A 25,976-nucleotide genomic window follows, 5' to 3' on the forward strand; every position below is an offset into this window, starting at 1 on the left:
ATCGACCCGGCGTGCGGAATGAACTCCAGCGCGCCGGCCATCCCGGACATCCAATCGTCACATGAGGCATTTTCCATGAACCACAGCAAGATCACGCGCCGTCTGCAGGGCGGCTTCAACCTGGTCGAGCTGGCGATCGTCATCGCCATCGTCGCCGTCCTGATCATCATCGTCATGCGGTCCGCCGGCTCGACGTCGTCGGCGAACAAGGCGTCGAATGAGGTGTCGGCCGTTTCGACCATCATCCAGAATGCCAAGAAGTTCAAGTCGGGCGGCACGTACGGCGCGAACACCAACTTGGTGCCAATCCTGATCAACGCGAACCAGGTGCCGGGCGCCATCAACAACACCGGTGGCACGCTGTCCAACCAGTGGGGCAATGCCATCACCGTCGTGGGCAACGGCCCGACGCTGCTGGTGACCGACAACGCCGTCTCGGGCGATGCGTGTCAGGCGGTGGTGACCGGCGTCTCCGCCGGCGACACCTCCATGACCGTGACGGTGGGGTCCACCGCGGTGGCCTACACCAACGGCGTCATCACCACGGCTGCAGCGGCCTCGGCCTGCGGCACCGGTGCGCAGACCATCTCGTTCAGTGTTCCCGACTGACCAGCCCGGTCCAGGCGCTTCGGCGCTTGGACCGTTCTCCTAGACCGAGCCGTCTTCACCCTTTCCGAGCTGGCTGCCCATGACCACGCGCTACCTTCGCCACCGCCAAGTCTCCGGCTTTTCGCTGGTGGAACTCTCCATCGCGCTGGTGATCATGTCGATCGTGGTCGTCGGCCTCGTGCGCTGGCAGATGGACCAAACGAAGACCGTCATCTCGACGCAAGTCGCACGAGAGATGCGCGCAATTGCCGATGCCGGCATGCGCTACACCATCGCCAACGAGGCGAGTATCAAGGCCGTCACCGGGCCAACCACGCCATTCGTGGCGACGATTCCTACGCTGATCGCCAGCTCCTATCTGCCCGCGAACACGGGCACGAACAACTACTACGGCCAGACATTCCAGCTGGTTGTCATCAAGGACGCGGGCGGCAATCTGCTACCGATCATCGTGTCTCTGGGTGGCCAGGCGATGGATGGCGGGACCGTCCGCCAGGTTGCGCAGATGATCACAGCCGACGGCGGGGCTGGCGGCTTCATCGCCGCGGCGGCAAACGATACGCCCGGGCCCGGGGTTGCGCAGGGCAACGCCGGCTGGCAGGTCACGCTGGCGAACTACGGCCTCAATCCCGGCGCCGGCCACGTGGTTGACGCCATCTTCTTTACGCAGCAGTCCGCTCAGACCAATGTCGACCTTGCTCTGCACCGGGTCGCGGACGCTGGGTCTCCCGGCGACAACACGATGTCCACAACCCTCAACATGGGGGCAAACAACATCACCAACGTCAATACGCTGCAGGCCAACGCGCAAATCGGCGCGGCCGGCATGTCGCCCAACTCGGGCCTGCCCGGCGGCTGGTGGGGTGGTGTGCACACATGGGATCTATACGCCGAGGGCGCGATCGGCATCGGCTCCGGAGGCGGACTCGGTGCCTACATCACCAACACCGGCGAGTTTGTCGCGAACGGCTGGTACCGCACGAATGGCAACTCGGGCTGGTACAGCCAGTCCTACGGCGGCGGCATCTACATGTCGGACGCCTCGTGGGTTCGCATCTACAACGACAAGAATTTCTACACAGGCGGGCAAGTTCAAGCCGGCACCGTGGTCGCCAATGGCCGCGTCGATGCGAGGGAATATCTGCAGATCGACGGGAAGGCCAACGCCGGTTGGGGGTGCGCGCCCAACGGCGTCATGGGTCAGGCTGCCGATGGCACTGGCATGATGCAATGCAAAGGCGGTGTCTGGAGCATGCTTGCCGGTGTTGTTGATACCACCCAGGTGGCGTCGCCAACATCTTCTTGCGGTGGCACTGGCCAGTACGCCGTCGCGTCGTGTCCGGCTGGCTACAAGATCACGGGCGGCGGTCATTGGCTGACCAGATGGGCGCCCGGCGGTACCGGTGCTGATGCGGCGGCGCCGGAGCAAAGCAGACCCGCCGGCAATGCGTGGGCGGTTTACGGCGGAGGCGGTGCCGAAGGCAATTCCTGCTGGGCTGCGTACGCGGTATGCGCCAAGTAATGGCCATTGGTTCGATAATGGCCGGATGGGGAGTCCGTACTGCCATGGGCGGCGTGCTGGTCCTGGCGTGCCTGATGGGTGCGCCTGCACATGCGCAACACTCCGCAAACGAATGCGTCGCGGGAGCGGCGCAGCATTACCGCGTGCATCCGGCCGTGATTCTGGCGGTCATGCGTCAGGAAGGCGGTCGAGTCGGTCAGGTGTCGACGAACCGCAACGGCACGTACGACATCGGTCCCATGCAGATCAATTCCTCGCACCTGAGCGAGCTGTCGCGGTATGGCATTTCCCGCGCCGCGCTGCTCAACGACGGCTGCCTCAACATCTATATCGGTACGTGGCTTCTCAAGCGCGAGATGGTCGCGTCAGGCTCCTTGTGGTCGGGCATCGGCCAGTACCACTCCCACACACCCTCTTTGTCCATCGACTACCAGTGGCGCATCTGGCGCCGCCTGAAACAGCTGGCGGACGGTCGGTGAGCCGCTGCAGAACCTTGTTTTCCCGGCATCCGCCGAGCCCCTTGCGCGAATGTGCGTTCGTGTAAGCCTCGATTTACCTCAACCTGCATGGAGCTATTCATGTCGATCCTGCCCAATCGTCGTCTCCTCACCGTTGCTTTGGCCACCGCCCTGTCCGCCGCGCTGAGCGCGTGCGGCGGTGGCGGTGGCGGCAGCAACGTTCGGCCGACCCCCCCGCCTCCGCCGCCGGCTCCGGCTCCTGCGCCGGCCCCTGCGCCCGCACCGGCCCCCGCTCCCGGCCCGACGCCGTCGACGGACTGCGCGAGCTACGCAGGCATCCAGTGCAACCAGCTCACCCCGGCCAATGTCGTCAGAGCATGGGCGGTCGGCGGCACGGCGACGAGCAATCAGGGTCAGGGCGTGAAGGTCGGCATCCTGGATACCGGTGCGGACGCCACGAACGCCGGTCTGACCAACCGCATCAGTTGGTTCAAGGACTATGTGACGCCGAGCAACACCACGCCGACCGATCCGAACGGCCACGGCACGTCGATCGCCGAGATCCTCGGTGGCGTCGCCAACCCGAACGGTGTCATCAACGCTTCGACTGGCACGACGGCGTATCCGTTCGAGGGCGGCGTTGCGCCGCAGTCCAGTCTCTACATCGCCCGTGTGGGCGATGCCACCGGCACGTTCCAGAGCACCCTCGTTCCCGCCGCACTGAACGACCTGATGGCCCAGGGCGTGCGCCTGTTCAACAACTCCTATGGTTCGACGACGGCGATCACCAGCGTCACGGCATCCGACAGCACCGTGCAGTGGGACGCGCAGAACCTCGGCCCGATCATCAGCGGGGGCGGCTTGATGGTGTTTGCCGCCGGCAACGATGGACATTCGCAGCCCAGCATCGAAGCGGGCCTGCCGTACTACGTGCCCACGCTGCAAAAGGGTTGGCTGGCCGTGGTCAACGTCGCGCTGGACGGCAACGGGCACGTTACGGGCCTGGCCACGCCCACGGGTGATGCGTCCAACGCTTGCGGCGTTGCTGCCGCCTGGTGCCTTGCCGCGCCTGGCTACGACACTTTCACGCCGGTGGCCAACACGGAGTTCAAGACGGGCGCAGGCAACGGCACGTCGGCATCCGCGGCGGTCGTGTCGGGCGTGGCCGCGCTGGTGTGGCAGCGGTTCCCGTGGATGACGGCCAACAACGTGCAGGAAACCCTGCTGGGTACGGCCACCGCACTGGGTGATCCGGCTCTGTTCGGCTACGGCCTGGTCGACGCCGCGGCGGCGGTCCATGGTCCGGGCAAGTTCGACTGGGGCGTGTTCGACGCCACCGTGCCCTCGGGCACGTCCGCCACCTTCTCCAACGCGATCAGCGGCACCGGCAGCCTGCAGCTCGACGGCGCCGGCTCGCTCACCTTGTCCGGTGCCGACACCTACTCGGGTGGCACCGTGATCAATGGCGGCACGCTGTCGGTTGATGGCTCGCTGGCCTCGGATGTGACCGTCAACGCTGGCGGCACTCTCGCCGGTGCTGGCGTCATCCATGCCAACGTCACCAACAGCGGAACGGTCAGCACCGCGGGCGGCGCGCTGGCGATCGGCGGCAACTATTCGCCGGCGGCGACGGGCAACACCGCCATCACGATCGGCACGCCCCTACAGGTTGCGGGCACGGCCACGCTCAATGGGTCCGTGGTGACGGCCACTGTGCCGTCCACCTACACGCCCAAGAGCGTGGAGCCGCTGGTGCAGGCCAGCGTGCTTACCGGCACGTTCGGCAAGCTGGCCTTGACCGGAAGCGTCTACCTGGGCGGCACGCTGTCCTACACGGCGACGGAAGCTGATGTCGCGCTGTCGCGAACCTCGATCGCCAGTGTCGCCACGCAGTACATGCCGGCGCTGGCTACCACGCAGCAGACCGCCCAGCACATCGAGGGCGCGCTGCAGCAGGCGGACGAGTGGGCGGTCAACGATCCGTCCGGCCACGCGGCGTTCCTTGCGGCGGCCAATGAGTTCCTCCATGCGGCTTCGACGCCCGAAGCTGTCGCCTCGATCAACAGCCTGTCCGGCCAGATCCTCGCATCGTCGCAGGCTCTCACCTTCGCGCAGGCGGGCATCGTCAACCGTACCCTGGCCAATCGTCTGCAGGACGCGCACGGCGGCGGGAGCGGGGCATGGGTGCAGGGCACTGGCGTGAGCGGCGACATCGCGCGCAGCGGGTATGCGACGGGCAGCTACGACGGCGGTGGCGCCATCGCCGGCTACGATACGACGCTCGGTGACCAGTTCACCGCGGGCGCGGCGCTGACCTGGAACCGCGTGGCGTCGACCTACACGCTGGGTGCTGGCAGCAGCAGCACGCGCAGCGAGGGCGTCTCGCTCTACGGTCGCTATGACACGGGCACCGCGTACCTTGCCGGCCGTATCGGGCGGGACTGGGTGCGGGCAGACGTCAACCGCTGGGGCCTGCTCGGTACGCAGAGTGCTGCGATCCAGAGTGACCGGCAGGACCACCTGACCGCGGCCTACGCCGAGGCTGGCTATGCCTTGCACGGCTCATTCGATGTCACGCCCTTCGTCGGTATCGACGCGGCACGCCTGCGCCGTGGCGCGATCGACGAGCAGGGCGCGGGTGGCTTCGGCATCGCTGCCGGCGCGCACACCTTCGACCAAACCGCCGGCATCCTGGGCGCCCGGCTCGGCCGCGTGTGGTCCTCCGACGATGGACAGATCAGCGTGCAGGGCTATGCCCTGTGGAAGCACCTGTTCAGTGGCCAGTCCCTCGGCTTCACCGCGGCCTACGCGGGCGCCCCGGATGCCACCTTCACGTTGGAGGGCGTCAACGCGCCGAGCAACAGCGGATGGGTTGGCATCGGCATCGCTGCCGATCGCGGCAACGGCTGGTCGTGGTTCGGCAACGTGGACGGTCAGGTGGCTGGCCACGGCACCAAGGCGGCCGCTGTGAGCGCAGGCGTGCGGTATCGCTTCTAGGAGTTGGGCGGTGGCGTCGGCCCGGGCAGGGGTCGGCGCCACCAATTTCACCAGGACCCATTGATGTGTTGTGGAGAGCGCCGTTATGGCACTGAAATTTCTTGTGGGTCTGCTCGTCGTGATGATGCTCGGCATTTCGGGCGTATACCTGAGTAACCAGCACTCCGTAACCGCGAACGCCGATACCCAAGCATATGGCGCAAATGCCATGATGCTCGGCAATCTCGCATCCCACTATGCTGCCAAGAATCCGTCCGTCACCGGAGTGGAATCCCCGGCCGCGCTGTCGGCGCCGCCGTACTACGTGCCGCAGCCCGGGCTGACCGCGTATGTCTCGCAGGGGAGCGCGTACGTTTATCTGGCTCCGAATGGGCCGGTGGCTCCCAGCGCCAGCCTGCGCGATGTGGCTACTCACACGCGCAACGTCCTGGCCGGCATCAAGCAGGCGAGTGGGGCCATCCTCGACGCCACCGGCACTGTCGTAGCGTCCGGCGTTCCGGCGGCGATTCCGAACGGGAGCATGGTTCTCGTGGCTAGGGCCGTGGGGCCCTCGTCGGCGCAGACGCCGCCAGCGAGAGGCGCACCGGCGTCGTTGGCTGCATTAACTACTGGCGCCGCAATCGGTGGTCCTTCGTCGTACGGTAATCCGACAGGCGCCTACGTTGGCTGGAATCCGAGTACGCCACTGCCGCCGGCTGCGCCACCGCTTCCACCGCCGCCGCCGCCACCGCCGCCGTACATCAAGGCGGACGACCCTTCGGCCTGCTACGCGACAGGCGGCATGCCCTACACCGTCACCCCCAGCGCGATCTATTCCGGCGTCGGGGCTGCGAATTTTTATGGTGGCGCGGTCAACTACTTTAGGGGCACCACCACCGCCCGCGGTACGGCGACCGGAAGCTACCACTTCACGATCGCTTTCAATGGGGCTACTCAATCGCTGTCGCTCACGTGCACCCGCTTGAACACGGACAACACAACGATCGGCGATGACTGTTCGTACAACCAGGACTTCAACGTTGGAGGGGGCACGTTCAACATCGCCTTCGATTCAACGTCGCCGCTGAAGCAGGACTGGGTAGTTGGAGCGCTAGCACCGTATTCCGCGGGCGTCACCATTACGCAGAAGAACTGCAACCCCTGATCGGCCCCAAGCCTACCCAGGCGGCCCAACCGTGGCCGCTTGGGCTTTTTCATTTCAGGTGCGATGCCGTATCAGGGCGCGTCGCACTGCCCAATGCGTGAATCGGAGCCAAACAGCATGAGCACGTTCTATACGTCCTGCCCGGCGGTTCGCCGAAGCATCGAGACCTTCACGCAGTTCATTTTGGTCGGCGGTGAGACACAGCGAGTGGAGTTCACCAGGCCGATCGTCTGGATCCAGGAGAGCGAGTCGCAGCTGCTGTTTTTGCACGGCGGTGAAATCCTTGAAGTGGGCGAGACCCACAATGATTTCTACGGCTACCTGAGTTCCATGGACTTTACCGAGGAAGTGGCCCGGCTCATGCGGAAGTTTCAGATCACCGCGGAGTCGAGCTTGGAACTGGTGGTGGCCACGCGCGTGGCGCAGCGTCCTGCGCGCGAGACGGAGGAGTGCGTGGCGTACAACGTATCCCGCAGCCCGAGGCATAAGGCCATGTACGCCTACTTGGAAGACGACTGGCGCCAGCACGCTGTGGAAGACGGCGAGGAGCGACTGCGCCGTCTCGGGGAGTGCATGCTTGGCCAGGCCCACACGTGGTCGAGTCGTTTGTCGCCGGACGACAACGCTGCCTTGGCGACCGCTTTTGTGAACCGCTGGCAAGTGATCTCAGATGCACCATTGCGTTCAAGTGCAGCGTGATCCACACGGGCATTGACCGGCGAGTCAATAGCCACGCGGAATTGTCCGTCAAGGAAGCACGGCGTCGCTGCGGTGCTCGATCGCCAGCTTGAGTACGCAGGTATTGTTCGTGGCGTCACGGGATCGCACGCGAGAGCCGCGCACAAGCTTGCCTTGCACCCGTTGGAGGGCGAGAGGTTTGATGGATGGTGGCGCGGCGCCTGCTCCGTGGCTGAGTTGCGACAATACGGTCGCGGCCACGGATCGGGCTGGCGAGACATTGGCGGGCATGTTCTGATCGCTGCGGCGTGATCGCGGCGGCGACCTGCCGCGCCAGATACCATCGCCCCTTCACCGCCTCTCACGGGAATTGAAGCATGACCAAGCCGACTGCCGCGGGGCTTCGCCGCTATCCCTACACCGATGGGTATTTCCCGGACCTGAGCGCGCCGGAGACGGCGCCCGATACAGCGCTGCCGTGCGTATGCACGGATCGTTGCGCTGATCGCTGCGCCGGTGAGTGCGGGTGCCAGGCGTGTGGGGCGGCGTTCAGCGAGTTCTGCAGTGAAGCAGGCGAGTTCGGCGCGGACGGTCACTTAGTGGACGAGCTGCGGGCGCTGGCGAGGTATCGAGACATCGGTACCTGAGCTTCCGCGCGGCAACTTAGCCGGCGGGTGTAGGACGGTAACGTGCCCAGCTGGAGGCGTCCTCGATCGTCAGCCGACCGCCCGCCGACGCGGCGCGTTCGGTTCGCTCCGTGTTTGCCGCGTTCCATGTCGGCCGCCGACAAACTTCCGCCGGCACGCCGTTCGTCCAGAGCACGACGACCCAGTCGCCTTCCAGGTTTGAAGCGGTTTTTGTCATGCGCAGTCGAGCTAGAGGAGAACCTGCGCGATGCTCCCACCGGCCTGTCTCAGTGCTTGCGAGGGCGCGCGTCAGCCTCAGAAGCCGTAAGGCTCGGCTTCCCAGTCCTTGAGCACGCGGTAGTCGCACTCGGGCATGACGATCGTTCCGGCTTCCGCCGCGCGGATGACACGCCGGCCGGCATCGGCCTCGACCCGGTTGCCGTGCAGCATGTAGAAGAACCAGCCGAAGGTGACGCCCGTGCGCCGATCCAGCTTTTCCAGCGTGCCGTAGAACTCGTAGTCGCTGCCTTTGGCCGCGTTGACCTTGGCCAGCGGGCGGCTGAAGACCCACATGGGGACCATGTCGAGGCTGCGGCGCCCATCGCGTGGATCTGTCCAGTCGGTGAGCTTGAGCACCCACTGGTCGCACAGCCGGTGCGGGGCCGCGCTGGAGCGCCGCCAGTCTCGGAAGAAGCGCCGATGCTTGGCGGGGAAGCGGTCCCATCCGGGAAACAGCTCGTCCGGGGTCTGGATCGTCGCGCCGGGCGTTTCCGACGAGGTCACGCGATAGCGCCGCCCACAGATCGCCTCGCGCCTCGCGTCTTCCATCGCGTCGGCCACCTGCAGCCAGGCCTCCACGTCGACGATGCGGCGCAGCCGGTAGGCGCGCGGCCGCACCGGCAGGCGTTGGGCAAGCGGGAGTTCGAGGCCCTGGTCGGCCTCTCGCTGGAGCTCGTCGAGCGTGCGCGGCATGCGCCAGGCGCCACCGGGCCGCAGTTCGCGATCGAGGACCTCCTCCTCGAGATCCACTTCGATCTGCAGAAAGTCGGACGGTGTGCCGCTGTGGCCGGCGGCGACGACGTAGAGCGTCGTGATCTTGCACTGGCTGAGGCGGTAGCCGGCGTTGTCGAGCCGAGCGCACGTCGCCCGCACGTTGCCGCCATCGCGTGCCACTTGTTCGGCCAGCCACGCCTCGTGATCGTCGGCGACCAGCGTACCGTCGGCGCCGAACACCTTGCGGCGGTGCAGCCACGTGTCGCCGCGCGTCGTGGCGAGGCGCGCAGCGGCCAGGGCGGGCTCGCGGCGGAGGTGGTCGAGCAAGGCCGAATGGTTGCGTGTGGGCTGGCACGTGGCCACCACCTCTTCGAGGGCTGGATGTTGGCGCAGGTAGGAAGCAACCGGTTTCATCGCGTGTGACCAGACTCGCCAGATGGGCCGTGAAACCGGGCGCTCGCCGGGAGGCGAGCCTCTAATGGTGCGGCGTCAGCGCAACCGTGCGCGGACGCTGCACGGAGAATAGCGCGTCGCTGGCGGCCGGCAAGGCCATGGGTGCAGGCACCGGGTGTCTCAACGGGCGGCCGTTCACGCGGCGTCGGATCGCCGACAGTGCTGGTCGTAGGCCGGGTACAAGCGGATTTCCTCGCCAGCCCAGCGACGGTTGAGAAGGCCCAGCAGGCGTCCGTAGTGGCGTCCAAAGGCCAAGGTGTCGCCACCATGCTGCCAGGTGTCGAAGAAGCCGAGGATCTCTGCCGACAGTTGCCGCATTTCGTTGGCGTAGGTGTGCGCCAGCTCTTGCGTGGCGGCGTTGCGTTGCAGCGCCGGGTAGAACTCTGCGTCTTCGTGGCGCAGGTGTTCGACGATCAGCGCGCGCAGCTGGCGCAGCCGTTCTCGGCCGGCCTCCTTGCGGATGCCCAGCTGCTGAACTTCGGCGAGCAGGCGGTGCATTCGCACGTGCTGATCGCGCAAGAGGGCAGTGAGCTTCATGGGGCTTCCGGTTGTGGGGAGGCCGCAGTGTGGTAGTGAGGACCGCAGCGGGCACTGATGCAGGTCAGGGGGCAGGAGCGACTTGCCGCATGCGCATGCACGGACCAGACGGTGCGCGCTTTGAAACCGCTGATGCCGCCGGCGCTGTAGGTTGGCCATCAGAATCGCCGTTAAGTTTGGGGACCGCCAGCCGCTACCGGGTAGTGGTGTCTCTCAACCACGACAGGACGAAACATGAAGGTACTCAAACTCGCTCTCGCCATTCTATCCACCGCGGTGCTGGCTGCGTGTGGCTCCGCCAAGGATGCAAGCAAGAGCAACTTCGAAGGGGCCATCAACAAGCACTTCGCGGAAGACTGCACGCCGTTGAGCTTCGGCTTTGGCCAGCTGACAGGGGTCAAAGGCACCGATCACGGCTACCCGGTGATCGTCCGCGACACGAATTACGCTCTACAGCCCAACACCGCGGCGCGCGCAGCATTCGACGCGCTGGCAAAGGCAGGATTACTCACCGCCAAGCCTGCACAGATCCCCTCGTCGGGGCATGAGCCGGAGACTGGCACGGCGTACGCTCTGACCGAAAAGGGCAAGCAATCGCTGGTCAGGCCCGGCAGCGTATCTTTCTGCGTGGGGCACCGTCGCGTCGATGAGGTGGTGCAGTTCAGCGAGCCGTCCGACGGTCTGGGTCAGACCATGTCCGCGGCGACCTACACCTACACCGTTGTCGATGTTCCGGAGTGGGCCAACGATCCGGCCGTTCGCGCCGCCTTCCCCAGCCTCAACCAACTGCTTGAGCCGCACCAGAAGGCGCAGGCCACCATGGTGCTCATGAACGACGGTTGGTCGATGTAAACCGACCTAGGTGGGGACAGCTGCTGTCCCCACTTGCATCACGAGCGCGCACGGACCACTGGCGAACGCTTTGAGGCCACTCAGAGCCTCGTCGGTCACTCCCGGCCGGGATCGTCAAGCCATGTGTATCCCGCGCCGGCGAGCCAGGCGGCAATGCGCCGCGCGCCCTCCGGCGTGTCGAGTGCAACGGTTTCCTCGACGTCCCACTGGCCGCGGTCGAAGGGCGGCTGATAGAGCAGGTAGACGCGCGCGCCAGCGTGCTGCACCGACGCCCAGGTCAGGCCCGTGTGGATGGCGCCGGTGGCGGTCACCTGCTCGTACAACGCGGCTGCCGCGACGTGCGTGTCGGAATGGTCTGGCGTGCTGGTGAGTTCGGCGCACCGGGACGCGCGCCACGGCGTCGTGATAACGCGCCCCCGGTCCGGGAGCGCCAGGGGAATCACCGCCAGTTCCTCACGCAGGCGCAGCAGAGACAGGCGCTGGCCCGCCAAGCGGTAGAGCGGCAGGCTCAGGGTCTTGGCACCATGCCATTCAGCGTCGCGCAACAACGCCTCGAACAGCGCGCCAGCCGGCGTGGTCGCCAAGAACACCATGCCCAGGGGAGGCGCGCCCGGCACGAGGTGGGGGCCTAGTGCCAGGCGGGCCGTTGACCGCGGGTTAGCGCTTCGTGGGTCTACAGGGATAGGCGGGGAGCCAATGGTCGCGGGATGAACCCGGGCATAGAGTCCGGGCAGCATGGGGTCGAAGGCAACCGTGTCGAGTAGCCAGTCGGCCTCACCAATGTGCATTCGGATCCACCTTGGCATCCGACTCGGCCAAGGCAATCACCGCTGCCGGATCGGTCTCGAATACCTCCGCCGGCGTTCGCATGCAGCCGTCCTTGTCGGCCAACGCTCCCCTGGCTCCGTAGAGCCAGAACGCGCGCCGCCAACCCTTGGCGTCATCGGTGGCATTGAAGCCTGGGATCGCGGCGAGCGCGGCCAGCAACTCTTTCACCTGCGGCCGAATCATGCCGTCCTTGAACTGGAAGGTCGGATGGCGATAGGTGCGGTCGCGGACGGACCAGACGCCCAGCAACTCGCCGGCTGCGCGCCTGACGGCGGCCCATTGCGACCGGTTGTCTGCGGTGCTGTGGTTGGCGCGACTCACCTGCTCGGACGTCGGCCAGCCCAGATTGAGCAGTTCGTCCCGACGAGCGGCCGCGGCCGCCGCTGGGTCGGGTGTCTCGTGGTTGGTGGCCGGCGCCGCCAATAGAGCGTTGGTTGGCGCGTGCGACGTGATGAAGAGGACCTCGGTGCTGCTGGTGATCGCCTTCCTCAGCTCGTCCAAGGTGGCGCCGAGTGAGGCTGCACCGGCACCGCGCTGCAATTCGACGATGAACGAGTGGATCGCTAGAGGCTCGGCCGAGGCGAACCGCGCCGCGGCCGCCGCCACGTCGTCGGCGGACAGGCGGGTCAAGGGCCGTGAGTTCTTGTGGAAGGCGAACCATAGAGGCGCATGGGTCGGTTCGCTTTCCCACGACTCCTTGAGGACCTGAAGCGCTCCCGTGCGCGTATCCAACTCGAAGAGCTCGCGCGCGTCACGGTCGAGAGAGGCGATCACTTCCTTCGTGAGGCCGCGGCTGGCGGTGTTGGCCCGGAACAACCGCAACACCGCACCATGGCTTGGCCGGTGCTCCCGTGTGACCCGCTCCAAGGCGCCCAGCGAGAGGGAATCATAGGTCGGAGGGCCACCTGGCGCCCGGACCTCCAAGACGGCGAGGTTTTCATGGGTGGACGTCATCTGCTTTCTCCGGCTCCGGCGTTCTGTGCTCAGCGAGATTAGGATGCTGATGCATGTTATCTTACTTATACAGCATTGGAGGCGGCGTGTGTAACGCCCAGTTAGGAATCGTTGGTCCCCGTCGCGGGGCGTACTGATACTGCGGTATTCGGACCGGGATGGCGGTACTGCCGCCGGGTCGCCTCAGCGATCGGGGTCCTCGGCAGGCCGCAGCCGCTGCAGCTTCCGGAAGCGGCGCTCGCCGGCTCGCCGTGCTTCGGGGTGAGCGGCGTACTTCGCCGGCATCCGCGGGTCTTTCCACCGTCCTGCCTGCTGCACTTCGGCGTCGGTGGCGCCGGCCTCGACCATGTCCTGGGCACCGCCGACCCGCGTCGAGTGCCCGCTCAGGTGCGCCACGGAGACGCCCGCCAGGCGCGCCGCGCGGCGGAAGATCACGCCAACTTCCTGGGTGGTCAGCGGTGGCCAGCGTACGCGCTCGCGGTCCGCGGCGTCGGTGATGGCATCCGGTACAGGCCGAGGCTCGTGGTCCGCGTCGTGCTCGCGCACCGCGTGGAATACGAACGGCGACGGCCCAGCGACGGCGCGCCACGCCGCGAGGTCCTGCACGGTCTCGGGGCGAAGGTAGCGGATGAGGCCAATTCCCTCCTGATCGGTCTTCGTCTTGCCGAAGCGGTAGGTGCCGCTGCCGTTCGGCTCCACCGTGATACGGTCCCACTCGGCCGACACCAGCTCAGCCGAGCGCATCATGAGGTCGTAGGCGGTGTTGATCAGCGCGGCGTCGCGCAGGTCGCGGCGGCGCTGGGCGGCATCAACCACCTCGCGGTCCTTTGCCTTCGCGCGTCGGCCCGGTCGCGGCCGCTCAGGATCGCGTAACCACGCCGTGGCTTGCTCGACCGCGCCGAAGCCGAACGGCTTGGCCTGCTTCTGTTCGCCGGAGAGTTTTCTCCGCACGCGATCGCGCCACCACAGTTGGGCGTTCTTGCCGTCCATTGGATCGGGGCAATGGCAGCGCCAGTTCATGTGGGTAATCGACCACAGGTGGTGCTGTAGCGTGGCCTTCCGGCGTCCGGCGGCGATCAGGATGTCGATGAAGTCGGCGACGTCGTCGAACGCCGACGGCAGCACCACGCGATCGAAGTGGAGGCAGAAGGCCAGCCAGTTGAGCCAGTCGGAGGCCAGGCCGCGCGCGCTGTTGGCCGCATGGACCTCGTAGTCGAAGCGCTCGCGGTGATCCCGGTCCGCCCGGGTCGCCTTCACCTGATCGGCGGTCAGCTCCAGGCGCAGCTGGTCCACCGTACGTGGCACCAGGTCGGAGCCACCGGGCACGGCCGCTTGTTCTGGGGATCCCAGCAGCAGCGCGATGGGTGGGCTATGCCGTGCCCGCGCCCTGAGCTGGGCACGCTCGGCAGCCCAGGGTAAGGGCGGGTAGCGCGGCTCCTTTGGGGCGCGCGGTTCGGGCGGCCGCCCGCGGCGGCGCGGCTCGGGCGGCTCAGTCATGGAGAGCGCTCCAGCTGTCGATGGCCGCTCGCAGACGGGCCTCGGCCGCGCGCTTGTCCGAGGGCACGGGCGATGCCGCTTGCTCGGCGTCGCGCCACGCGGCAGCGGCGGCCAGCACGTCGCTCGCCGGGGTGGCGCCGACGCTCAGCAGGGCCGCGGTGTCGCCGGCTTCGGCGCGCTGCCAGCCGTCGGGCGCGCCGCGCCAGACTTCGCCGGTCTCGCGGTCGACGGCGAGCCACTTGCCTGGCGCGCGAGTCGTGAGGGACAGGGTGACGGGGTCGGTCAGCTCCGGCACCGTGCCGCCGTCGCGCAACCGCCGGGTCGGGGCGACCGTACGTTTCCGGAAGCACGCGATGAGGTGGGTGTCCGTGAGAAAGCGGCCCGCGCCGTCGCTGGCCGGATCGTGAAAGCGGCGCATGTAGTTGGTCAGCGTGTAGCGCTGACCGCAGTAGGGGCAGGGGCCGACGACATGGGTTCCGCTCGGGTGGGCCATCTCAGGCGTGCTCCGGGTTCACGGTGAGGCTGGCCAGCTGGCGCTCCGCGGTGCGTTGGGCGTGCGTCTGGTTGAGGCAGTTGCACTCCCCCACACGGCCGCGGCCGGCCAGCAGGCCGGTGCGGCCCCGGTAGGTGGTGGTTTCGTCGCGCACCGGGGTGAAGGGCGTCTTCGTCATGGGGTGTCCTCTCTCCAACGGGGTTTGACCAGCCAGCGCTTGACGTCGGTCTCGCGGAAGCTCTTCGGCGGGTTGCCGTTCCAACTGGCCAGTACGCGGCGCGCCTCCATGTCGACCGAGACGACCGTCACCCGGAAGGTGGCGGTCTCCCGCAGCGCCGTGTGGCCTCGGCGGCGGCGCACTTCGGTGTAGAGCACCTGGCCGGGTTGCAGATTTTTCAGGGTTGCCATCGCGGTCTCCTCACGATCAGTCTTTCCGGTCCTACGCCTTCGCTTCGGCCAGACCGCCCAGCGCGGCGCAGCGCGCGCAGTAGCGTTCGTTGAGATGCGACCGCGTGCCCCACGCCGCCAGCGGCACGGCGGTGGCCATGGTGCGGGCGCCGCACAGGGCCAGCACCGCCTTCGGCGCCCGCGACAGGTGGTAGTGCCAGGCGCCGCTGATCCCCTCGGCCAGGGCCAGCGGCCCGTTGAAGTAGCGCAACGCCTCCTTCGGCGCGGCGAAGCTTGGTTCGGCCAGCGCGGCACCCTCGGGACTCTGCAGCTGCCAGCGGTCGTTACTGAGGCGCTGCACCAGCGCCAGCGTGGCGGCTGCGAGCGTGATCCGCTGGACGTTCCAATCGACGCGGTGAAGGGTCGGGGCGGGGAGCCGGGCCGACGCCGGGTCGCCCGGCTCGGGGCGGGAGCGCGCCAATTGCTGGTCGGCTACGCGCCCCGCCCGGCCGGCGCCCTCGGGGTCGATGGGGTGCGGCGTCGCCGGCAGAGTGGACGGCGGGCTCGCGACGCCAGCGACAACATACTCGAGCGCGGCGCGTTCGACCGCGCGCTCAGCCAGCTGCAGGGCGTCGTGATCGCTGAGCGGGCGGAAGATCTCGCCGAGGTCGCGCAGCCGCCCGGCGGGGAGCACGCCGGTGGTCCGCCACGTGAGGAGGTCGCGGGCGCACGGCACCAGGTGGTCTCGCGCAAACGTGCGCGCGGTGTGCAGGATGGCGCGCGGCTCAGTGGGCACCACGGGGCGACTCCTTCACCCGGCCAGGAGCCGGCCCGACGGTTTCTCCGGTGCCGCCGGCGAGCGCCGCGCGCACTTGCGCACGAATTGCCTCGCGAGTAGCGTCCGGGGCGCGATCCCACAGGACATCCTTGGCGAACGTCAGGAAACCCTGCAGTTCGGCATCGTCGCGGCCGCTGGCCACGTCGATCGCGCGCTCCAGCGGCGAGCGGCGCGTCGCCAGCGCCGTCCCGGCGAGGCGGTCGTACTCGGCCCGCAACGTCGGATGCGCCAGCGCCAACTCGAGCACGTAGTGCAGCGCTGCCGCTTCGACCGCCACGCGGTCTCGTACCGCCCTCGGCACACTTTCCATGGTTTCCTCCCGCGCCCGGCCCATCCGGCACGCCGAGTGTACGCCCTATTTATCATGCTGCAACAAGGGCCATTGTCTATGCATGATACATATCTCTCGAAGGCGTTAGCTGTACGCCAGTAATGCAGTGCTTTTCAGCGTTATTGACAGCGGATCGGCGCGGCGCGCATGATGCGGCCCAACGCGGCCGTCAGCCGCACTCGAGTGCCGATTTCATGCCCCCTTCGCCCCGTTCCCGCCGCAACGGCGCCGACAGAGACGCTCAGGCACGCGCCGCGTGGCTTGCGTTGATCGACCAGCTCACCAATGGCCAGCCGGGCGCCCGACGGACCTGGACTGGCGATGAACTGCTGGTGGCGCTCTGCGCATTCGGCGACACCGGCCAATCGGTGGTGGCGCTGACAGGACGCCTAAACGCGTCCGCGTCGGCTGCTCCGCGGGCGCGGGAGCAGGTGGACGTGGAGCGCTTCGGGATGGTGCACTTCACGCCGGAGACTACGCCCGCCGGCCGATCCGTCGTGGCCTTCCCGACCGTGAGTGGGCAGGTCTGGCTTACCCCCGCCGCGCTGACCTACCTGCCGTGCCCGGCGTCGCCGGCGGACGGCGTCTTCGTGCTCACCGTTGCCGACCCCGTCACCGCACCGCCGGGTCAGAAGTTGCCCGCGCCCGCTTACCTGCAGGAGGCCGACGGCGCGGGGCAACGCCCGCGATGGGTCGCCGGCGGCCTGGTGCTGGCCAAACACGGCAGCGCGGTCGAGACCGGCATTCTCGCGGCGCCGGACGAAGTCTGGTTCGATTTCCCAGCTCTGGTGCGATGGGTCGGCCGGACCCTCGGCACACCGCCGCCGCGCACCACGGCCGAAGGCCTCGACGATCCGGCGCTCTTCGACACGCTCGTGGAGGCGCTGGCGCGCCACCGCGCCACCGCCGGCGCCGCACGCCAAGGCGCGAAGGCCACTCAGGGGGACGTTGACGCGATCGCCCGCGCCGCGATCGCGATCGGCCTGCAGCCGACCGTGGCGATGCTGACCCGTGTGCTCGGCCGCGGCTCCGCGTCGACCCTGCACCCGCTGCTCAAGTCTTTCTACAGCCGCGCCGTGTCCGAGGGCTTGCTGCCCGGGGCCGAGGCCGTGCCCGTGCACGATGTGCCCCCAGCGTTCCTGACCCTGCTCGATCAGCTGCGCGCTGCGGTCCGCGCGGAGGCCGAAGCCGCGCTCGCGCCCCAGCGCGCCGCGCTCGCTGAGCGCGAGGCCGCCGCCGCGGCCCGCGAGGCGGCCCTCGCCGCCGACCAGAGCGCCCTGGTGAAGGAACGCGAGGAGTTGGCCACCGTCGAGAAGGAACGTACTCGCTACGTCAGCCACCTCGAAGCCCAACTCGCCGAGGCCATCCGCGAGCGTCAGGAGGCGCGCGACATCGCCGCGGGCCACGAGGCGCTCATTCATCGGCTCGAGGCGGAAGCCGCCGCGGCGCGCATGCAGCAGGCCGACGTGGCGGCACGCACCGCAGCCGAACTCGACCAGCTCCGCGAGGAGCGGGCCGCGCTGGCGGCCAGCGAGCGCGCTCAGTTGCAGACGATTGCGCGTCTCGAAAGCGAACGCGACAGCCTCCAAGCCGCGCGCCAGGACCTCGCCGACCGCCTCGCCCAGGCCGGCCGCGACGCCGCCGCCGAGCGCGAGGCTGCCGAGCGCCGTCTGGCCACGGCCCAAGCGGCCGCCGAGGCGCGCTGGCAGGCCTCCCACCAGCAAACCGTCGACGCCCTCGACAGCGCTCGTTTGCAGTGCGATACGGTCACCCGCAAGATGGGTGCCCTGCAGTCCGCATTCGACGAGAAGCGGGAGGCTCTCGCGGTCGCCTTGGCGGAACGGCAGGCGGCACAAGAGGAGCGCGAGCGACTGGCCGCGCTTCTTGGCCGCTTGACGGACGCACCCACTCCCAGCATAGCGAGCGGTACCGATGAGCAGTGAGAACAAGCGACCCGGGTTCATTACCGGGCGGCAGGTGGCCTACGTTGTCGCCGGCATCGCGGCCGTCCCCGTGTTCGTCGGTGGATTGGTTCTGTCAGCGATGGGCATTGACGTGACCGGCAGCAAGAAGGCGAAGGCGTCCGCCGCCGGCACCGCGGCGCCTCCGCCGGGGCCGTCCCTGGCCGAACTGATAGCGCGGATCCAGCAGGGCGCGATGTTCGCGATCGACACCAACATCCTGATGGAGAGCGGCTATCTCGGCGCCTTGGATCGCTTCCTGGAGGCGTTGGCGGCACGTGGCGCCCACATCACCATCGGCGCCGCGCAACGCGAGGAAATCCAGAAGCTGCGGAAGGCGGGCACGCCCGAACAGCAGTCGAAGGCTTCGGCCGCGAGTCGTTGGTTGACCGCCGGCACCCAGCGTCAGGTCATCCGGTTCCTGGATGCCTCGTCCGGTCGCCGGGAGACCTATCTGGACGACGTCCTGGTGCGAGAGGCCCGCGCGCACCTTGCGCACGCCGCAGAGGAACACGCGTTCGTGTACGTGGTGACGGACGACGTCGAACTCACCGGGCGGCTCTATTCGATACCTCTGGCGCTGCAGCGCGATCCGTCGGCCCTCGTCGTTGTCACGGGCCGACAATTTGCAGCGCTCACATCGCATTCGCTGGACTGACCGCCACGCTCCCGTTACGCCACGCAAGAGCAGTGCGTTACCCGACGGCGGACGGCCCGTCTCTTGCATCGCGGTCAGCGGAACGTTCAAGTGAGCATGGGACGACAAAATCGGTCATCCGGATTTGGCTGTGTTTCACCACAATGAAATCCGGTTTATCAGCTGATTAGTTTTTAAGGAGTTGAGCCGTGGATGAGCGTCGAATTGGCCGGTTTTTCGTCCGGCAGGAGCTGTTCGAGCGGGTGAAGGAGTGCATGGGTATTGCGCTGAAAAGACCTGTATCAGACGAGGAAGCAGCGGGCTTTCTGGCGCGGGACCCGCCGCTTCTAGGCCGCATCGTCGGATACGACGAGGTGGACACGGAAGATAGCCAGCGCATTTGGGAAGGCTGCCGTGCTGACCGATCTCTATCACGCTGACGTGTGGTTGACCACACTCGAATCCGGATTCCCAAAAAATGTCCGTTCCATTCGTTGAGGTGTCCTCCCACGATCACGGCACCCTGGAAGGTAGGGCGCATGCGATCCAGGAGGCTGCGAGAGCCGCGTTCGTCGCGATGTATAACGAGGGCGACTTGACATGGCTGCCGGTGGATATGTCGCTTCGCGCGTCCCTCCCCGACGACGTTGCACGATCCAGCCGGTGGCTTGACGTTGCAAACGCCCTACCAAGCATCGCGGCGCGAAGATACCCGCTCATCGCCACCCGCATTTGGCAGAACGGGGTACCCCTGGCCCCGGCCGAGCCGGGGAGGACGCGATGGTTCGTCCATGCCATTTGGAAGCCTAGCCCGGCATCCCGGGAGCGATCAGACCGTGCCTACCAGGAAAACGAGGCCGTATTCGCACGCGCCCGCGAACTCCTCACGACCGTTCGTGCGCCAGCTGCCAAGGGAGCCGAGCCTCCGGCAGAACGCGGCGCATCGGAGACGGCCCCACCGCCTCTGGTTGGCTAATTTTGCCCAACCCCCAAAAATGTAAAATCAGCCGAGAGGCACTTCTTGCATCTCCTTCAAGGCCTTGCTCCAGTAGTCTGGATCGGCGTATCTGGCGGCAAGCGCATCAATGTCGACCTTGGTGGTAGTTTCGTTGAATTCGAACGTGCCAAACAAGTTGATATGTTGCCAAGCTACCGGGGAGATTCCTCGTAAGATGGCGATAGCCTCCTGGTCGCCAGCGGCCACCTTCTGTGCATATACCTTAGACAGTAGTGCCGTGTTGTAGAAGATGATCGCATTGGCAATCAGGCGCGAGCACTCGTTCCAGATTTGCTGTTCGGCTTCGGTGTGAACTCGGAACTTGCCGCCGTTGACGTAGGCGACCGCTTTGCGGAACCGGTGATACGCCTCCCCTCGGTTCAGCGCTTTTTGCACGCTTTGCCGCAAATCCACGTCGTCGATGAAGTCGAGGATGTACAGCGTGCGGCAGATGTTGTCGAGTTCCCACAGGGCCTTCTTGGTCTGGTTCTGGCGGGCGTAGCTGCTCAACTTGCGGACGATGGTGGCCTGAGTCACATCCTTCTGCGCCAGTGAGGCCATGATGCGCTGGATGTTGGGCCACTCCTTCACGATGAGTTCGTCGTAGACCTTGCGTGCCGGCTTGATAAACATGTCGGCGTAATGACTGGGATGCTCGAAGGCGACCAGAGTTTGCATCTTCTTGTGCAGATCGCGGTACCGCGGCGCGAAGCCATATCCGAAGGTGCGCAAGATCCAGAAATTGACTTGGTTGGTACCGTGCGTATCGGTCGAATGTCGTTCCGGCTTGATATCGGACGTGTTGTTGTACAGCAGGTCGAAAACGTAGTGACTCTCGTGCTCGTGCGTGCCGATGATACGGGCGTTGATCGGTACGTGGTTGGCCACCAGCGTGTACGCGCTCACGCCTTTCTGCAACCCGAAATACTTCGGCGAGTATCGGGCATTGATGGTATCGATCTGAGTTTCGATGCGCTGCCCGTCACTGCTGGAATGCATCTCGTCGCGGATGTCGTACAGATGGAACGCCGGCAAGGTCGCAATGGCATTCGTGATGGCATCGTTGGCGGCCCGTAGGGTTTCCAGCCGCAGATAGTTGCGTGCGGTGCCCTGTAATGACGAAAAGCTCAGGCCCGAAACTTCCGCCATCTTCCACAAGCCCATGTTGGTACCAAGCGCGACCACGCAAGCCAGGATTTCGCGGGCATCGGGGGCATGCTTGACATAGCGATCGAGCACATGGGTAAAGGCCCCCAGGAAGCCCGTCGCTCCCGCAACGAATCTCAACAGGTCGGCTATGCCGGTGCCGGGTAACTGGCTATAGAACGAGCCGCTGACGGGTTCTTCAGGCGTCGGGTAGATCAGCTTCCACCGTCGTTTCTCGGCACGGCCGGTGACTTTGATGTGTTTGTTGGCGGAGTCGATAATACGCTGGTTCACTTGCGCAAACCGGGTTTCCAGCGCCTCACGGAACGTGCTCAACGTGTCCTCGATGGGGGCCATCAGGAGCGGTACACCAATCTCCTGTAGGACTGTTTCGCGCTGCTCCCAGCGCATGTCGCTAATCAGGTCATCTTCGAAGCGACGAAATTCGTTGCTGTCCTTGACGAACAGGTCTCCGGCTTCCAGCGCGTTCCGTAACAGCCGATAGACGAGGAACTCATAACGATCGACTTCCAACCGCTTGCCCTGATCCTTCGCATCGCCTGCCTCGTCAGTCTCGGCAAAGAGGTGGCGCTGCAGGCTCTTCGGAATCATCGCCGTGGGAAATAGTGACGGTTGGGTCTGTCGCGGCGACTTGCCCGCGCGCAACAGCTCCTGCAGGAACGTGACCGCATCCAGTAGCGGCGCATCCTCCACCCGGCCGGCGAAGTCCAGTTCGCAGAACATGTGCCGAAGGTTGCGCTTGAATCGGTGCGACAGCGTTGTGGTGTAGTAGGACCACTGGAAGGCAGTCTTGTCGAAAGCGACATTGCGCAGGTAGTCGGCCACTGCCGCAAAGCGCTCCGGCTTCAGCAGTTCAAAGGCTTTCTTCTGGACGGTGGCGAACGGGCTGTCGACGGCGATGGACTTGTCGATGAACAGGCGAAGCACCTCGCCCGCCGCCTGCAAGTGTTCGCTGGCGTCCACCAGCGTCTGCTGCATCGCCGCCTCGGCGGCGTGTTTGGACTGCTTTTCATACTGGTCGACCAGATGAATGAACGCCTCGATGAGGTTGTCGTTGATCTGTCGGAAGCGATGGAAAGCGAAACAGAGCAGGTACAGGCGCGTCGTGCCCTTGGGCATGCGCTGCAGTTTGTAGACCGTGTAGAACTTGACCAGCGACGCATAGTACTTGCCGCTCTCGTTGGACAAGCCGGCCGCGACGAGAAAGCTCTGGGCGAACTCGTGCAGCGGCTGGAAGAATTTTCGCCGTTCGACTTCGCGCTTGAGCTCCTTGTAGCTGAAGTCCTTCGGTTCACGCTTGAGCGCACTGATCCGATACATCTGTTCGTCGGCCCGCAGCAAGTCGTCGAGACTTCGCTCGACCGCTGGGGTCATCGCCTGTTCGAGTAGGCGGGTGACGCGATGGCGTTCGTGCGTCACCACCCGTCCCACCATGTCCTGCATCGTCGTGTACTGCAGCGCCACGATCCGTTCGTTGCTCAGGTGCTGCAGTGACTCACGCCGGATGTACAGCGGTTGGGTCGACAGTGTTGCGATTCGCTGGGCTTTTTGCTCCAGCTCCGTCTTGGCGACGTTGTCGCACACGCGGTACCCAAATAGGTCGAGAACGGTTTGCTGGATGGCACCGCGCGTGGGCCTGGATGGCGCCTTGATCGATTCGACGGTCTGGCCCGGAAAATACTGCCCGAGCAGGTAGCACAGGTCATTGGCCACGGCGCCCTGCTCGAAGGTGAAGAACTGTCGCTTGGCCTTGAAGTAGCCCAACTCCAATGCCAAATACAGGCCGACGGCAGGAGTGCGTGCGTCGACAGCGGCCTTTTCCGCTGGGCTTAGGTCGAAGTAAAGGTTCCGGTCGTCGTCGGTAAATTTGGGCAGTCCATACAGGTCTTCAACCTCTTCAGAAGTGAGGATGTTCAGACGGTGAGAATCAGAGGCCGACGTCATTCAAATTGCCCGGAGAGTTTGTTCTTTTGCAGCGACCAGGAGCTTCGTTATCGCTGCTTCGTCAGTGCCAGCATAGAGTCAAGAACGAGGTGGTGACGATACCCGGTGTGAATGTGCCAGGCGATCAGTCAATCGTCGTCGTCCACACGACCCGCTGGCCGGTCGTTTCAGATTCAATTGTCCAGAGCACGCTTAACGAATAATTGAGAAGTCGTTGAGTGGGGACGCGCGGGTTGCTCATTACTGTGCCGACGATGTCATAGCGCGCAGGGATATTCGTGGCCCCATCCGTCCGTCTCACCGTTGTGGTGCCCGCGTACAACGAAGCGGAAGTGCTCCCCCTGTTTCATGCGCGTCTTGTCGGCGTGCTCGATGGGATGGCGCTCGATGCGCGGGTGATCTATGTCGATGACGGAAGTCGCGATGGCACATGGCTCGTACTCAACCGGCTGATGGGCCAAGACCCGCGCATCGGCGCGCTGCGCTTGAGCCGCAACTTCGGCAAGGAAGCCGCACTGACCGCGGGTCTCGACGCCGTGACGGATGAGGCCGATGCCATCGTCATCATTGATGCCGATCTGCAAGATCCGCCCGAACTTATTCCTGAACTGCTGGCGCGCTGGCGCGCTGGCTACGACGTGGTTTACGCCACTCGCGAACACCGTGAAGGCGAGAGCTGGTTCAAGCGAGCGACGGCACATCTCTTCTACCGTTTGATGGCGCGCATGGCGGCGTTCAACGTGCCGCACGATACTGGTGATTTCCGCCTGATGTCGGCGCGTGCGGTGGCCGCGCTGCGCCAGTTGCGTGAGCGCCAACGTTTCATGAAGGGCCTGTTCGGCTGGATCGGCTATCCCCATACGGCGGTGATGTACCAGCGCAGCCCTCGCCAAGCAGGTCGCACCAAATGGAACTACTGGCGGCTGTTCAATCTGGCGGTGGAAGGCATCACGTCGTTTTCCATTCTGCCGCTGCGACTGGCCACGGCCGTGGGTGTTGCGACGTCGGTGTGCGCCTTCAGCTATGGCGCAGGGGTCTTTATCAAGGCGGTGCTGTGGGGTGATCCGGTCAAGGGTTATCCCTCACTGATGGTGGTGGTTCTGGTGCTGGGCGGTCTGCAACTGCTGGCATTGGGCGTGCTCGGCGAATATCTCGGCCGTGTATACGCGGAAGTCAAACAGCGGCCGATCTATCTGATCGAGGCGGCGTGTCAGGTGCTGGCGATGCCCTCGCCACGCGGCACCGACACACCGCCATCGGTGGTCGCCGCATCGCTCCCCATCAAGGATCCTCGATGAGCGTCAAGCACACGGTTCAAAATGACGCTCGCACCGCGGGTGCCTGGTACGCGCGATTCAGCGGGGCCGCCTTGTTGCTGGGGATCGGGTGGCTCGCGGCCTGGTTTTACGGACTGGCAGGCCGCTCGCTTGGCGAACCGGATGAAGGGCGGTATGCAGAAGTCGCCTACGAGATGTTGACCCGCGGCGACTGGATCACGCCCCGCCTGGATGGTTTCAACTTCTTCGATAAGCCGCCCTTGCATTACTGGGCCAGCGCGACCGCCTATGCGCTCTTCGGGGCGCATCCGTGGAGCGCACGCCTGTGGTGCGCGCTCACCGGATTGCTGGCGATCGTGGCGATCGGCTGGGCCGGTGCGCGGCTATTCGGTCGTGAAGCAGGCGGTTACGCGGCCGCCATACTCGGAAGTTCGTTACTGTTCGCTTTCGCCGCGCATATCAACACGCTGGATATGGGGGTCACGGCGTTTCTCGCGGTGGGCATGGCGTGTTTTCTGGTGGCGCAGTTCGATCCGACCGCGCGGCATCTGCGCACACGACTGAACCTGCTGATGTGGGCAGCGCTGGCCCTGGCGGTGCTTTCCAAAGGACTGATCGGCGTGGTGTTTCCCGGCATGATCCTGGGCATCTTCATGCTGTGGCAGCGTGACTGGGGGGTACTGCGGCGCGTGTCCCTCGTGCCCGGTGTACTGGTGCTGCTGGTGCTGTGCGCGCCGTGGTTCATTTTGATATGCCGCCTGCATCCGGATTTCTTCGACTATTTCTTCATCCGGGAGCATTTCACGCGGTTCTTGACCTCGGCCGACGGTCGCTCCAAGGTCTTTGGGTTCTTTCTCCCCGTCGTGATCCTCGGCATGTTTCCCTGGACGTTGCTGTTGCCATGGAACAGGACCGGGTGGCGTGCTATCGGTGCCAGCCAACCCGCACAACGCTTCCTGTTGGTCTGGGTGAGCGTGGTCTTCGTGTTCTTTTCGGCCTCGCATTCCCAGCTACCGTTCTACATTCTGCCGGTGTTTCCTGCCTTGGCGCTGTTGCTGGGACGCGCGGCCACGGTTCTGCCGCTGCAGGCCCTGGCGCGCCGTTTTTGGTTGATCGCCACTCTGGCGACCCTCAGCGCTGCGATAGCCATCGTGGTCATGCTCGCTGCACGCACGGCGATTCCGAAACAGGTATTGGAGGACGTGTTGAGCGGGGTGTCGTTGGCCTTGTTGCTGATGGCGGTCGCCGCGATGGTGGGTACGTGGGCCTTGCATCGTGACCGTCGCCGCACCGCCATTCATGGGCTTGCCTTGGCCACCCTGATCGGATGGCAGCTTTCGCTGGTGGCATCGCAGCCCTTCGTCGACATGCGCTCCGCCGCACCCGTCGCTCGTCTCATCCAGCCCGAGCTCGGGCCGCACACCGAGGTATTCACGGTGAATGCGTATTTACGAGGGTTGCCGTTTTACCTTGGGCGCCCCATCACCGTGGTCGACCAAAATTCCGATGATCTGACGCCCGGCTTGGCGTCGCGGCCGGACGGCTACATCGCCGACCTCGCCACGTTCGAACAGCGCTGGCGCTCCAGCAATGATGCGATCGCCCTGGTCGCGGACAACCTGGTGGGACAACTGCGGAGCGAGGGGCTGCCGTTTCGTGAGCTGGGCCGCGAAGCGACCGGTGTCATTATCAGCCGACACGAAACGGCACCACCCCCACGGGCGATGCCATGAGGGGGACACCGATGATGCGTGATGGCAGTTGCCCGAAGGCGTATGTCGCACCAGGCACGTTCC

Annotated in this window: 24 protein-coding genes; 13 read left to right on the forward strand and 11 right to left on the reverse strand. The window is 65.7% G+C overall.

All coding sequences use genetic code 11. The features are described 5' to 3' along the window. Positions 1 to 75: 75 nt before the first annotated feature. From R2APBS1_RS09860 to R2APBS1_RS09890, 7 genes are all read left to right on the forward strand, one after another. Entirely contained in the window at positions 76 to 609 is a 534-nt protein-coding gene (locus R2APBS1_RS09860) for a type 4 pilus major pilin (protein WP_015447863.1), read from the forward strand. A 79-nt stretch (positions 610 to 688) separates the two neighbouring features. Further along, positions 689 to 2,131, forward strand: a complete 1,443-nt coding sequence (pilV, locus tag R2APBS1_RS09865) for a shufflon system plasmid conjugative transfer pilus tip adhesin PilV (protein WP_015447864.1) — start codon at positions 689 to 691, stop codon at positions 2,129 to 2,131. A 44-nt stretch (positions 2,132 to 2,175) separates the two neighbouring features. Next, positions 2,176 to 2,610, forward strand: coding sequence for a lytic transglycosylase domain-containing protein (locus R2APBS1_RS09870; RefSeq protein WP_015447865.1), 435 nt, complete (start codon positions 2,176 to 2,178; stop codon positions 2,608 to 2,610). A 99-nt stretch (positions 2,611 to 2,709) separates the two neighbouring features. Then, complete coding sequence (locus R2APBS1_RS09875) at positions 2,710 to 5,586, forward strand: autotransporter serine protease (RefSeq protein WP_015447866.1); 2,877 nt, start codon at positions 2,710 to 2,712, stop codon at positions 5,584 to 5,586. An 85-nt stretch (positions 5,587 to 5,671) separates the two neighbouring features. Further along, positions 5,672 to 6,730: a type IV pilus biogenesis protein PilM gene (gene pilM, locus R2APBS1_RS09880; RefSeq protein WP_015447867.1), complete on the forward strand. Its 1,059-nt coding sequence runs from the start codon at positions 5,672 to 5,674 to the stop codon at positions 6,728 to 6,730. 117 nt (positions 6,731 to 6,847) lie between these two features. After that, a complete protein-coding gene (locus R2APBS1_RS09885; RefSeq protein ID WP_015447868.1) occupies positions 6,848 to 7,429 on the forward strand; it encodes a hypothetical protein in 582 nt (193 codons plus the stop codon). Positions 7,430 to 7,785: 356 nt separating this feature from the next. Continuing rightward, positions 7,786 to 8,055: a hypothetical protein gene (locus R2APBS1_RS09890; protein WP_015447869.1), complete on the forward strand. Its 270-nt coding sequence runs from the start codon at positions 7,786 to 7,788 to the stop codon at positions 8,053 to 8,055. Positions 8,056 to 8,349: 294 nt separating this feature from the next. On the opposite strand, the gene R2APBS1_RS09895 is transcribed toward R2APBS1_RS09890, so the two are convergent. Together R2APBS1_RS09895 and R2APBS1_RS09900 are read right to left on the reverse strand one after the other, a co-directional pair. Then, positions 8,350 to 9,441, reverse strand: a complete 1,092-nt coding sequence (locus R2APBS1_RS09895) for a hypothetical protein (protein WP_015447870.1) — start codon at positions 9,439 to 9,441, stop codon at positions 8,350 to 8,352. A 174-nt stretch (positions 9,442 to 9,615) separates the two neighbouring features. After that, entirely contained in the window at positions 9,616 to 9,978 is a 363-nt protein-coding gene (locus tag R2APBS1_RS09900; protein ID WP_244868481.1) for a hemerythrin domain-containing protein, read from the reverse strand. A gap of 273 nt (positions 9,979 to 10,251) precedes the next feature. On the opposite strand from R2APBS1_RS09900, the gene R2APBS1_RS09905 reads away from it, so the two are divergent. Then, positions 10,252 to 10,869, forward strand: coding sequence for a hypothetical protein (locus R2APBS1_RS09905; RefSeq protein ID WP_015447872.1), 618 nt, complete (start codon positions 10,252 to 10,254; stop codon positions 10,867 to 10,869). Positions 10,870 to 10,964: 95 nt separating this feature from the next. On the opposite strand, the gene R2APBS1_RS09910 is transcribed toward R2APBS1_RS09905, so the two are convergent. From R2APBS1_RS09910 to R2APBS1_RS09940, 8 genes are all read right to left on the reverse strand, one after another. Next, the gene (locus R2APBS1_RS09910) at positions 10,965 to 11,453 is read right to left on the reverse strand and encodes a hypothetical protein (protein ID WP_157769733.1); all 489 of its coding nucleotides are present in this window, start codon (positions 11,451 to 11,453) and stop codon (positions 10,965 to 10,967) included. Between the two features lie 190 nt (positions 11,454 to 11,643). Beyond that, positions 11,644 to 12,651 (reverse strand): hypothetical protein, encoded by a 1,008-nt coding sequence (locus R2APBS1_RS19355; RefSeq protein ID WP_015447874.1) that lies wholly within the window; start codon positions 12,649 to 12,651, stop codon positions 11,644 to 11,646. Positions 12,652 to 12,834: 183 nt separating this feature from the next. After that, the gene (locus R2APBS1_RS09920; RefSeq protein WP_157769734.1) at positions 12,835 to 13,944 is read right to left on the reverse strand and encodes a tyrosine-type recombinase/integrase; all 1,110 of its coding nucleotides are present in this window, start codon (positions 13,942 to 13,944) and stop codon (positions 12,835 to 12,837) included. Positions 13,945 to 14,140: 196 nt separating this feature from the next. Continuing rightward, positions 14,141 to 14,641 (reverse strand): hypothetical protein, encoded by a 501-nt coding sequence (locus R2APBS1_RS09925; protein ID WP_015447876.1) that lies wholly within the window; start codon positions 14,639 to 14,641, stop codon positions 14,141 to 14,143. Position 14,642: 1 nt separating this feature from the next. Then, the gene (locus R2APBS1_RS20100) at positions 14,643 to 14,819 is read right to left on the reverse strand and encodes a hypothetical protein (RefSeq protein WP_015447877.1); all 177 of its coding nucleotides are present in this window, start codon (positions 14,817 to 14,819) and stop codon (positions 14,643 to 14,645) included. Further along, on the reverse strand, positions 14,816 to 15,049 hold the full coding sequence (locus tag R2APBS1_RS09930; protein WP_015447878.1) for a hypothetical protein: 234 nt from the start codon (positions 15,047 to 15,049) through the stop codon (positions 14,816 to 14,818). Before R2APBS1_RS09930 ends, R2APBS1_RS20100 begins: the two co-directional genes overlap by 4 nt. A gap of 31 nt (positions 15,050 to 15,080) precedes the next feature. Beyond that, entirely contained in the window at positions 15,081 to 15,827 is a 747-nt protein-coding gene (locus tag R2APBS1_RS09935; protein WP_015447879.1) for a hypothetical protein, read from the reverse strand. After that, positions 15,814 to 16,176, reverse strand: coding sequence for a hypothetical protein (locus R2APBS1_RS09940; RefSeq protein ID WP_015447880.1), 363 nt, complete (start codon positions 16,174 to 16,176; stop codon positions 15,814 to 15,816). The genes R2APBS1_RS09935 and R2APBS1_RS09940 overlap by 14 nt, the downstream gene beginning before the upstream one ends. Before the next feature lie 287 nt (positions 16,177 to 16,463). On the opposite strand from R2APBS1_RS09940, the gene R2APBS1_RS09945 reads away from it, so the two are divergent. From R2APBS1_RS09945 to R2APBS1_RS20105, 3 genes are all read left to right on the forward strand, one after another. After that, positions 16,464 to 18,140 (forward strand): DNA-binding protein, encoded by a 1,677-nt coding sequence (locus tag R2APBS1_RS09945; RefSeq protein WP_041676756.1) that lies wholly within the window; start codon positions 16,464 to 16,466, stop codon positions 18,138 to 18,140. After that, positions 18,130 to 18,816 (forward strand): hypothetical protein, encoded by a 687-nt coding sequence (locus R2APBS1_RS09950; RefSeq protein WP_015447882.1) that lies wholly within the window; start codon positions 18,130 to 18,132, stop codon positions 18,814 to 18,816. The genes R2APBS1_RS09945 and R2APBS1_RS09950 overlap by 11 nt, the downstream gene beginning before the upstream one ends. Positions 18,817 to 19,004: 188 nt before the next feature. Beyond that, positions 19,005 to 19,235, forward strand: a complete 231-nt coding sequence (locus R2APBS1_RS20105; protein ID WP_157769735.1) for a hypothetical protein — start codon at positions 19,005 to 19,007, stop codon at positions 19,233 to 19,235. Between the two features lie 563 nt (positions 19,236 to 19,798). Here the strand turns inward: R2APBS1_RS20105 and R2APBS1_RS09955 are convergent. Then, positions 19,799 to 22,903, reverse strand: a complete 3,105-nt coding sequence (locus R2APBS1_RS09955) for a Tn3 family transposase (protein ID WP_015447883.1) — start codon at positions 22,901 to 22,903, stop codon at positions 19,799 to 19,801. A gap of 278 nt (positions 22,904 to 23,181) precedes the next feature. Here R2APBS1_RS09955 and R2APBS1_RS09960 point away from each other — a divergent pair, with 278 nt between their 5' ends. Together R2APBS1_RS09960 and R2APBS1_RS09965 are read left to right on the forward strand one after the other, a co-directional pair. Beyond that, positions 23,182 to 24,201: a glycosyltransferase family 2 protein gene (locus R2APBS1_RS09960; RefSeq protein ID WP_015447884.1), complete on the forward strand. Its 1,020-nt coding sequence runs from the start codon at positions 23,182 to 23,184 to the stop codon at positions 24,199 to 24,201. Beyond that, on the forward strand, positions 24,198 to 25,913 hold the full coding sequence (locus R2APBS1_RS09965) for a glycosyltransferase family 39 protein (RefSeq protein ID WP_015447885.1): 1,716 nt from the start codon (positions 24,198 to 24,200) through the stop codon (positions 25,911 to 25,913). The genes R2APBS1_RS09960 and R2APBS1_RS09965 overlap by 4 nt, the downstream gene beginning before the upstream one ends. The last annotated feature ends 63 nt before the right edge of the window (positions 25,914 to 25,976 follow it).

Origin of the sequence: Rhodanobacter denitrificans, from assembly GCF_000230695.2 — a bacterium.
Classification (GTDB): domain Bacteria; phylum Pseudomonadota; class Gammaproteobacteria; order Xanthomonadales; family Rhodanobacteraceae; genus Rhodanobacter; species Rhodanobacter denitrificans.

Bases quoted from the DNA above. Each gene is read 5' to 3' on its own strand.
- R2APBS1_RS09860 (WP_015447863.1), top strand. From the start codon at position 76: ATGAACCACAGCAAGATCACGCGCCGTCTGCAGGGCGGCTTCAACCTG.
- pilV (WP_015447864.1), top strand. From the start codon at position 689: ATGACCACGCGCTACCTTCGCCACCGCCAAGTCTCCGGCTTTTCGCTG.
- R2APBS1_RS09870 (WP_015447865.1), top strand. From the start codon at position 2,176: ATGGGCGGCGTGCTGGTCCTGGCGTGCCTGATGGGTGCGCCTGCACAT.
- R2APBS1_RS09875 (WP_015447866.1), top strand. From the start codon at position 2,710: ATGTCGATCCTGCCCAATCGTCGTCTCCTCACCGTTGCTTTGGCCACC.
- pilM (WP_015447867.1), top strand. From the start codon at position 5,672: ATGGCACTGAAATTTCTTGTGGGTCTGCTCGTCGTGATGATGCTCGGC.
- R2APBS1_RS09885 (WP_015447868.1), top strand. From the start codon at position 6,848: ATGAGCACGTTCTATACGTCCTGCCCGGCGGTTCGCCGAAGCATCGAG.
- R2APBS1_RS09890 (WP_015447869.1), top strand. From the start codon at position 7,786: ATGACCAAGCCGACTGCCGCGGGGCTTCGCCGCTATCCCTACACCGAT.
- R2APBS1_RS09895 (WP_015447870.1), bottom strand. From the start codon at position 9,441: ATGAAACCGGTTGCTTCCTACCTGCGCCAACATCCAGCCCTCGAAGAG.
- R2APBS1_RS09900 (WP_244868481.1), bottom strand. From the start codon at position 9,978: ATGCACCGCCTGCTCGCCGAAGTTCAGCAGCTGGGCATCCGCAAGGAG.
- R2APBS1_RS09905 (WP_015447872.1), top strand. From the start codon at position 10,252: ATGAAGGTACTCAAACTCGCTCTCGCCATTCTATCCACCGCGGTGCTG.
- R2APBS1_RS19355 (WP_015447874.1), bottom strand. From the start codon at position 12,651: ATGACGTCCACCCATGAAAACCTCGCCGTCTTGGAGGTCCGGGCGCCA.
- R2APBS1_RS09925 (WP_015447876.1), bottom strand. From the start codon at position 14,641: ATGGCCCACCCGAGCGGAACCCATGTCGTCGGCCCCTGCCCCTACTGC.
- R2APBS1_RS20100 (WP_015447877.1), bottom strand. From the start codon at position 14,819: ATGACGAAGACGCCCTTCACCCCGGTGCGCGACGAAACCACCACCTAC.
- R2APBS1_RS09930 (WP_015447878.1), bottom strand. From the start codon at position 15,049: ATGGCAACCCTGAAAAATCTGCAACCCGGCCAGGTGCTCTACACCGAA.
- R2APBS1_RS09940 (WP_015447880.1), bottom strand. From the start codon at position 16,176: ATGGAAAGTGTGCCGAGGGCGGTACGAGACCGCGTGGCGGTCGAAGCG.
- R2APBS1_RS09950 (WP_015447882.1), top strand. From the start codon at position 18,130: ATGAGCAGTGAGAACAAGCGACCCGGGTTCATTACCGGGCGGCAGGTG.
- R2APBS1_RS09955 (WP_015447883.1), bottom strand. From the start codon at position 22,903: ATGACGTCGGCCTCTGATTCTCACCGTCTGAACATCCTCACTTCTGAA.
- R2APBS1_RS09965 (WP_015447885.1), top strand. From the start codon at position 24,198: ATGAGCGTCAAGCACACGGTTCAAAATGACGCTCGCACCGCGGGTGCC.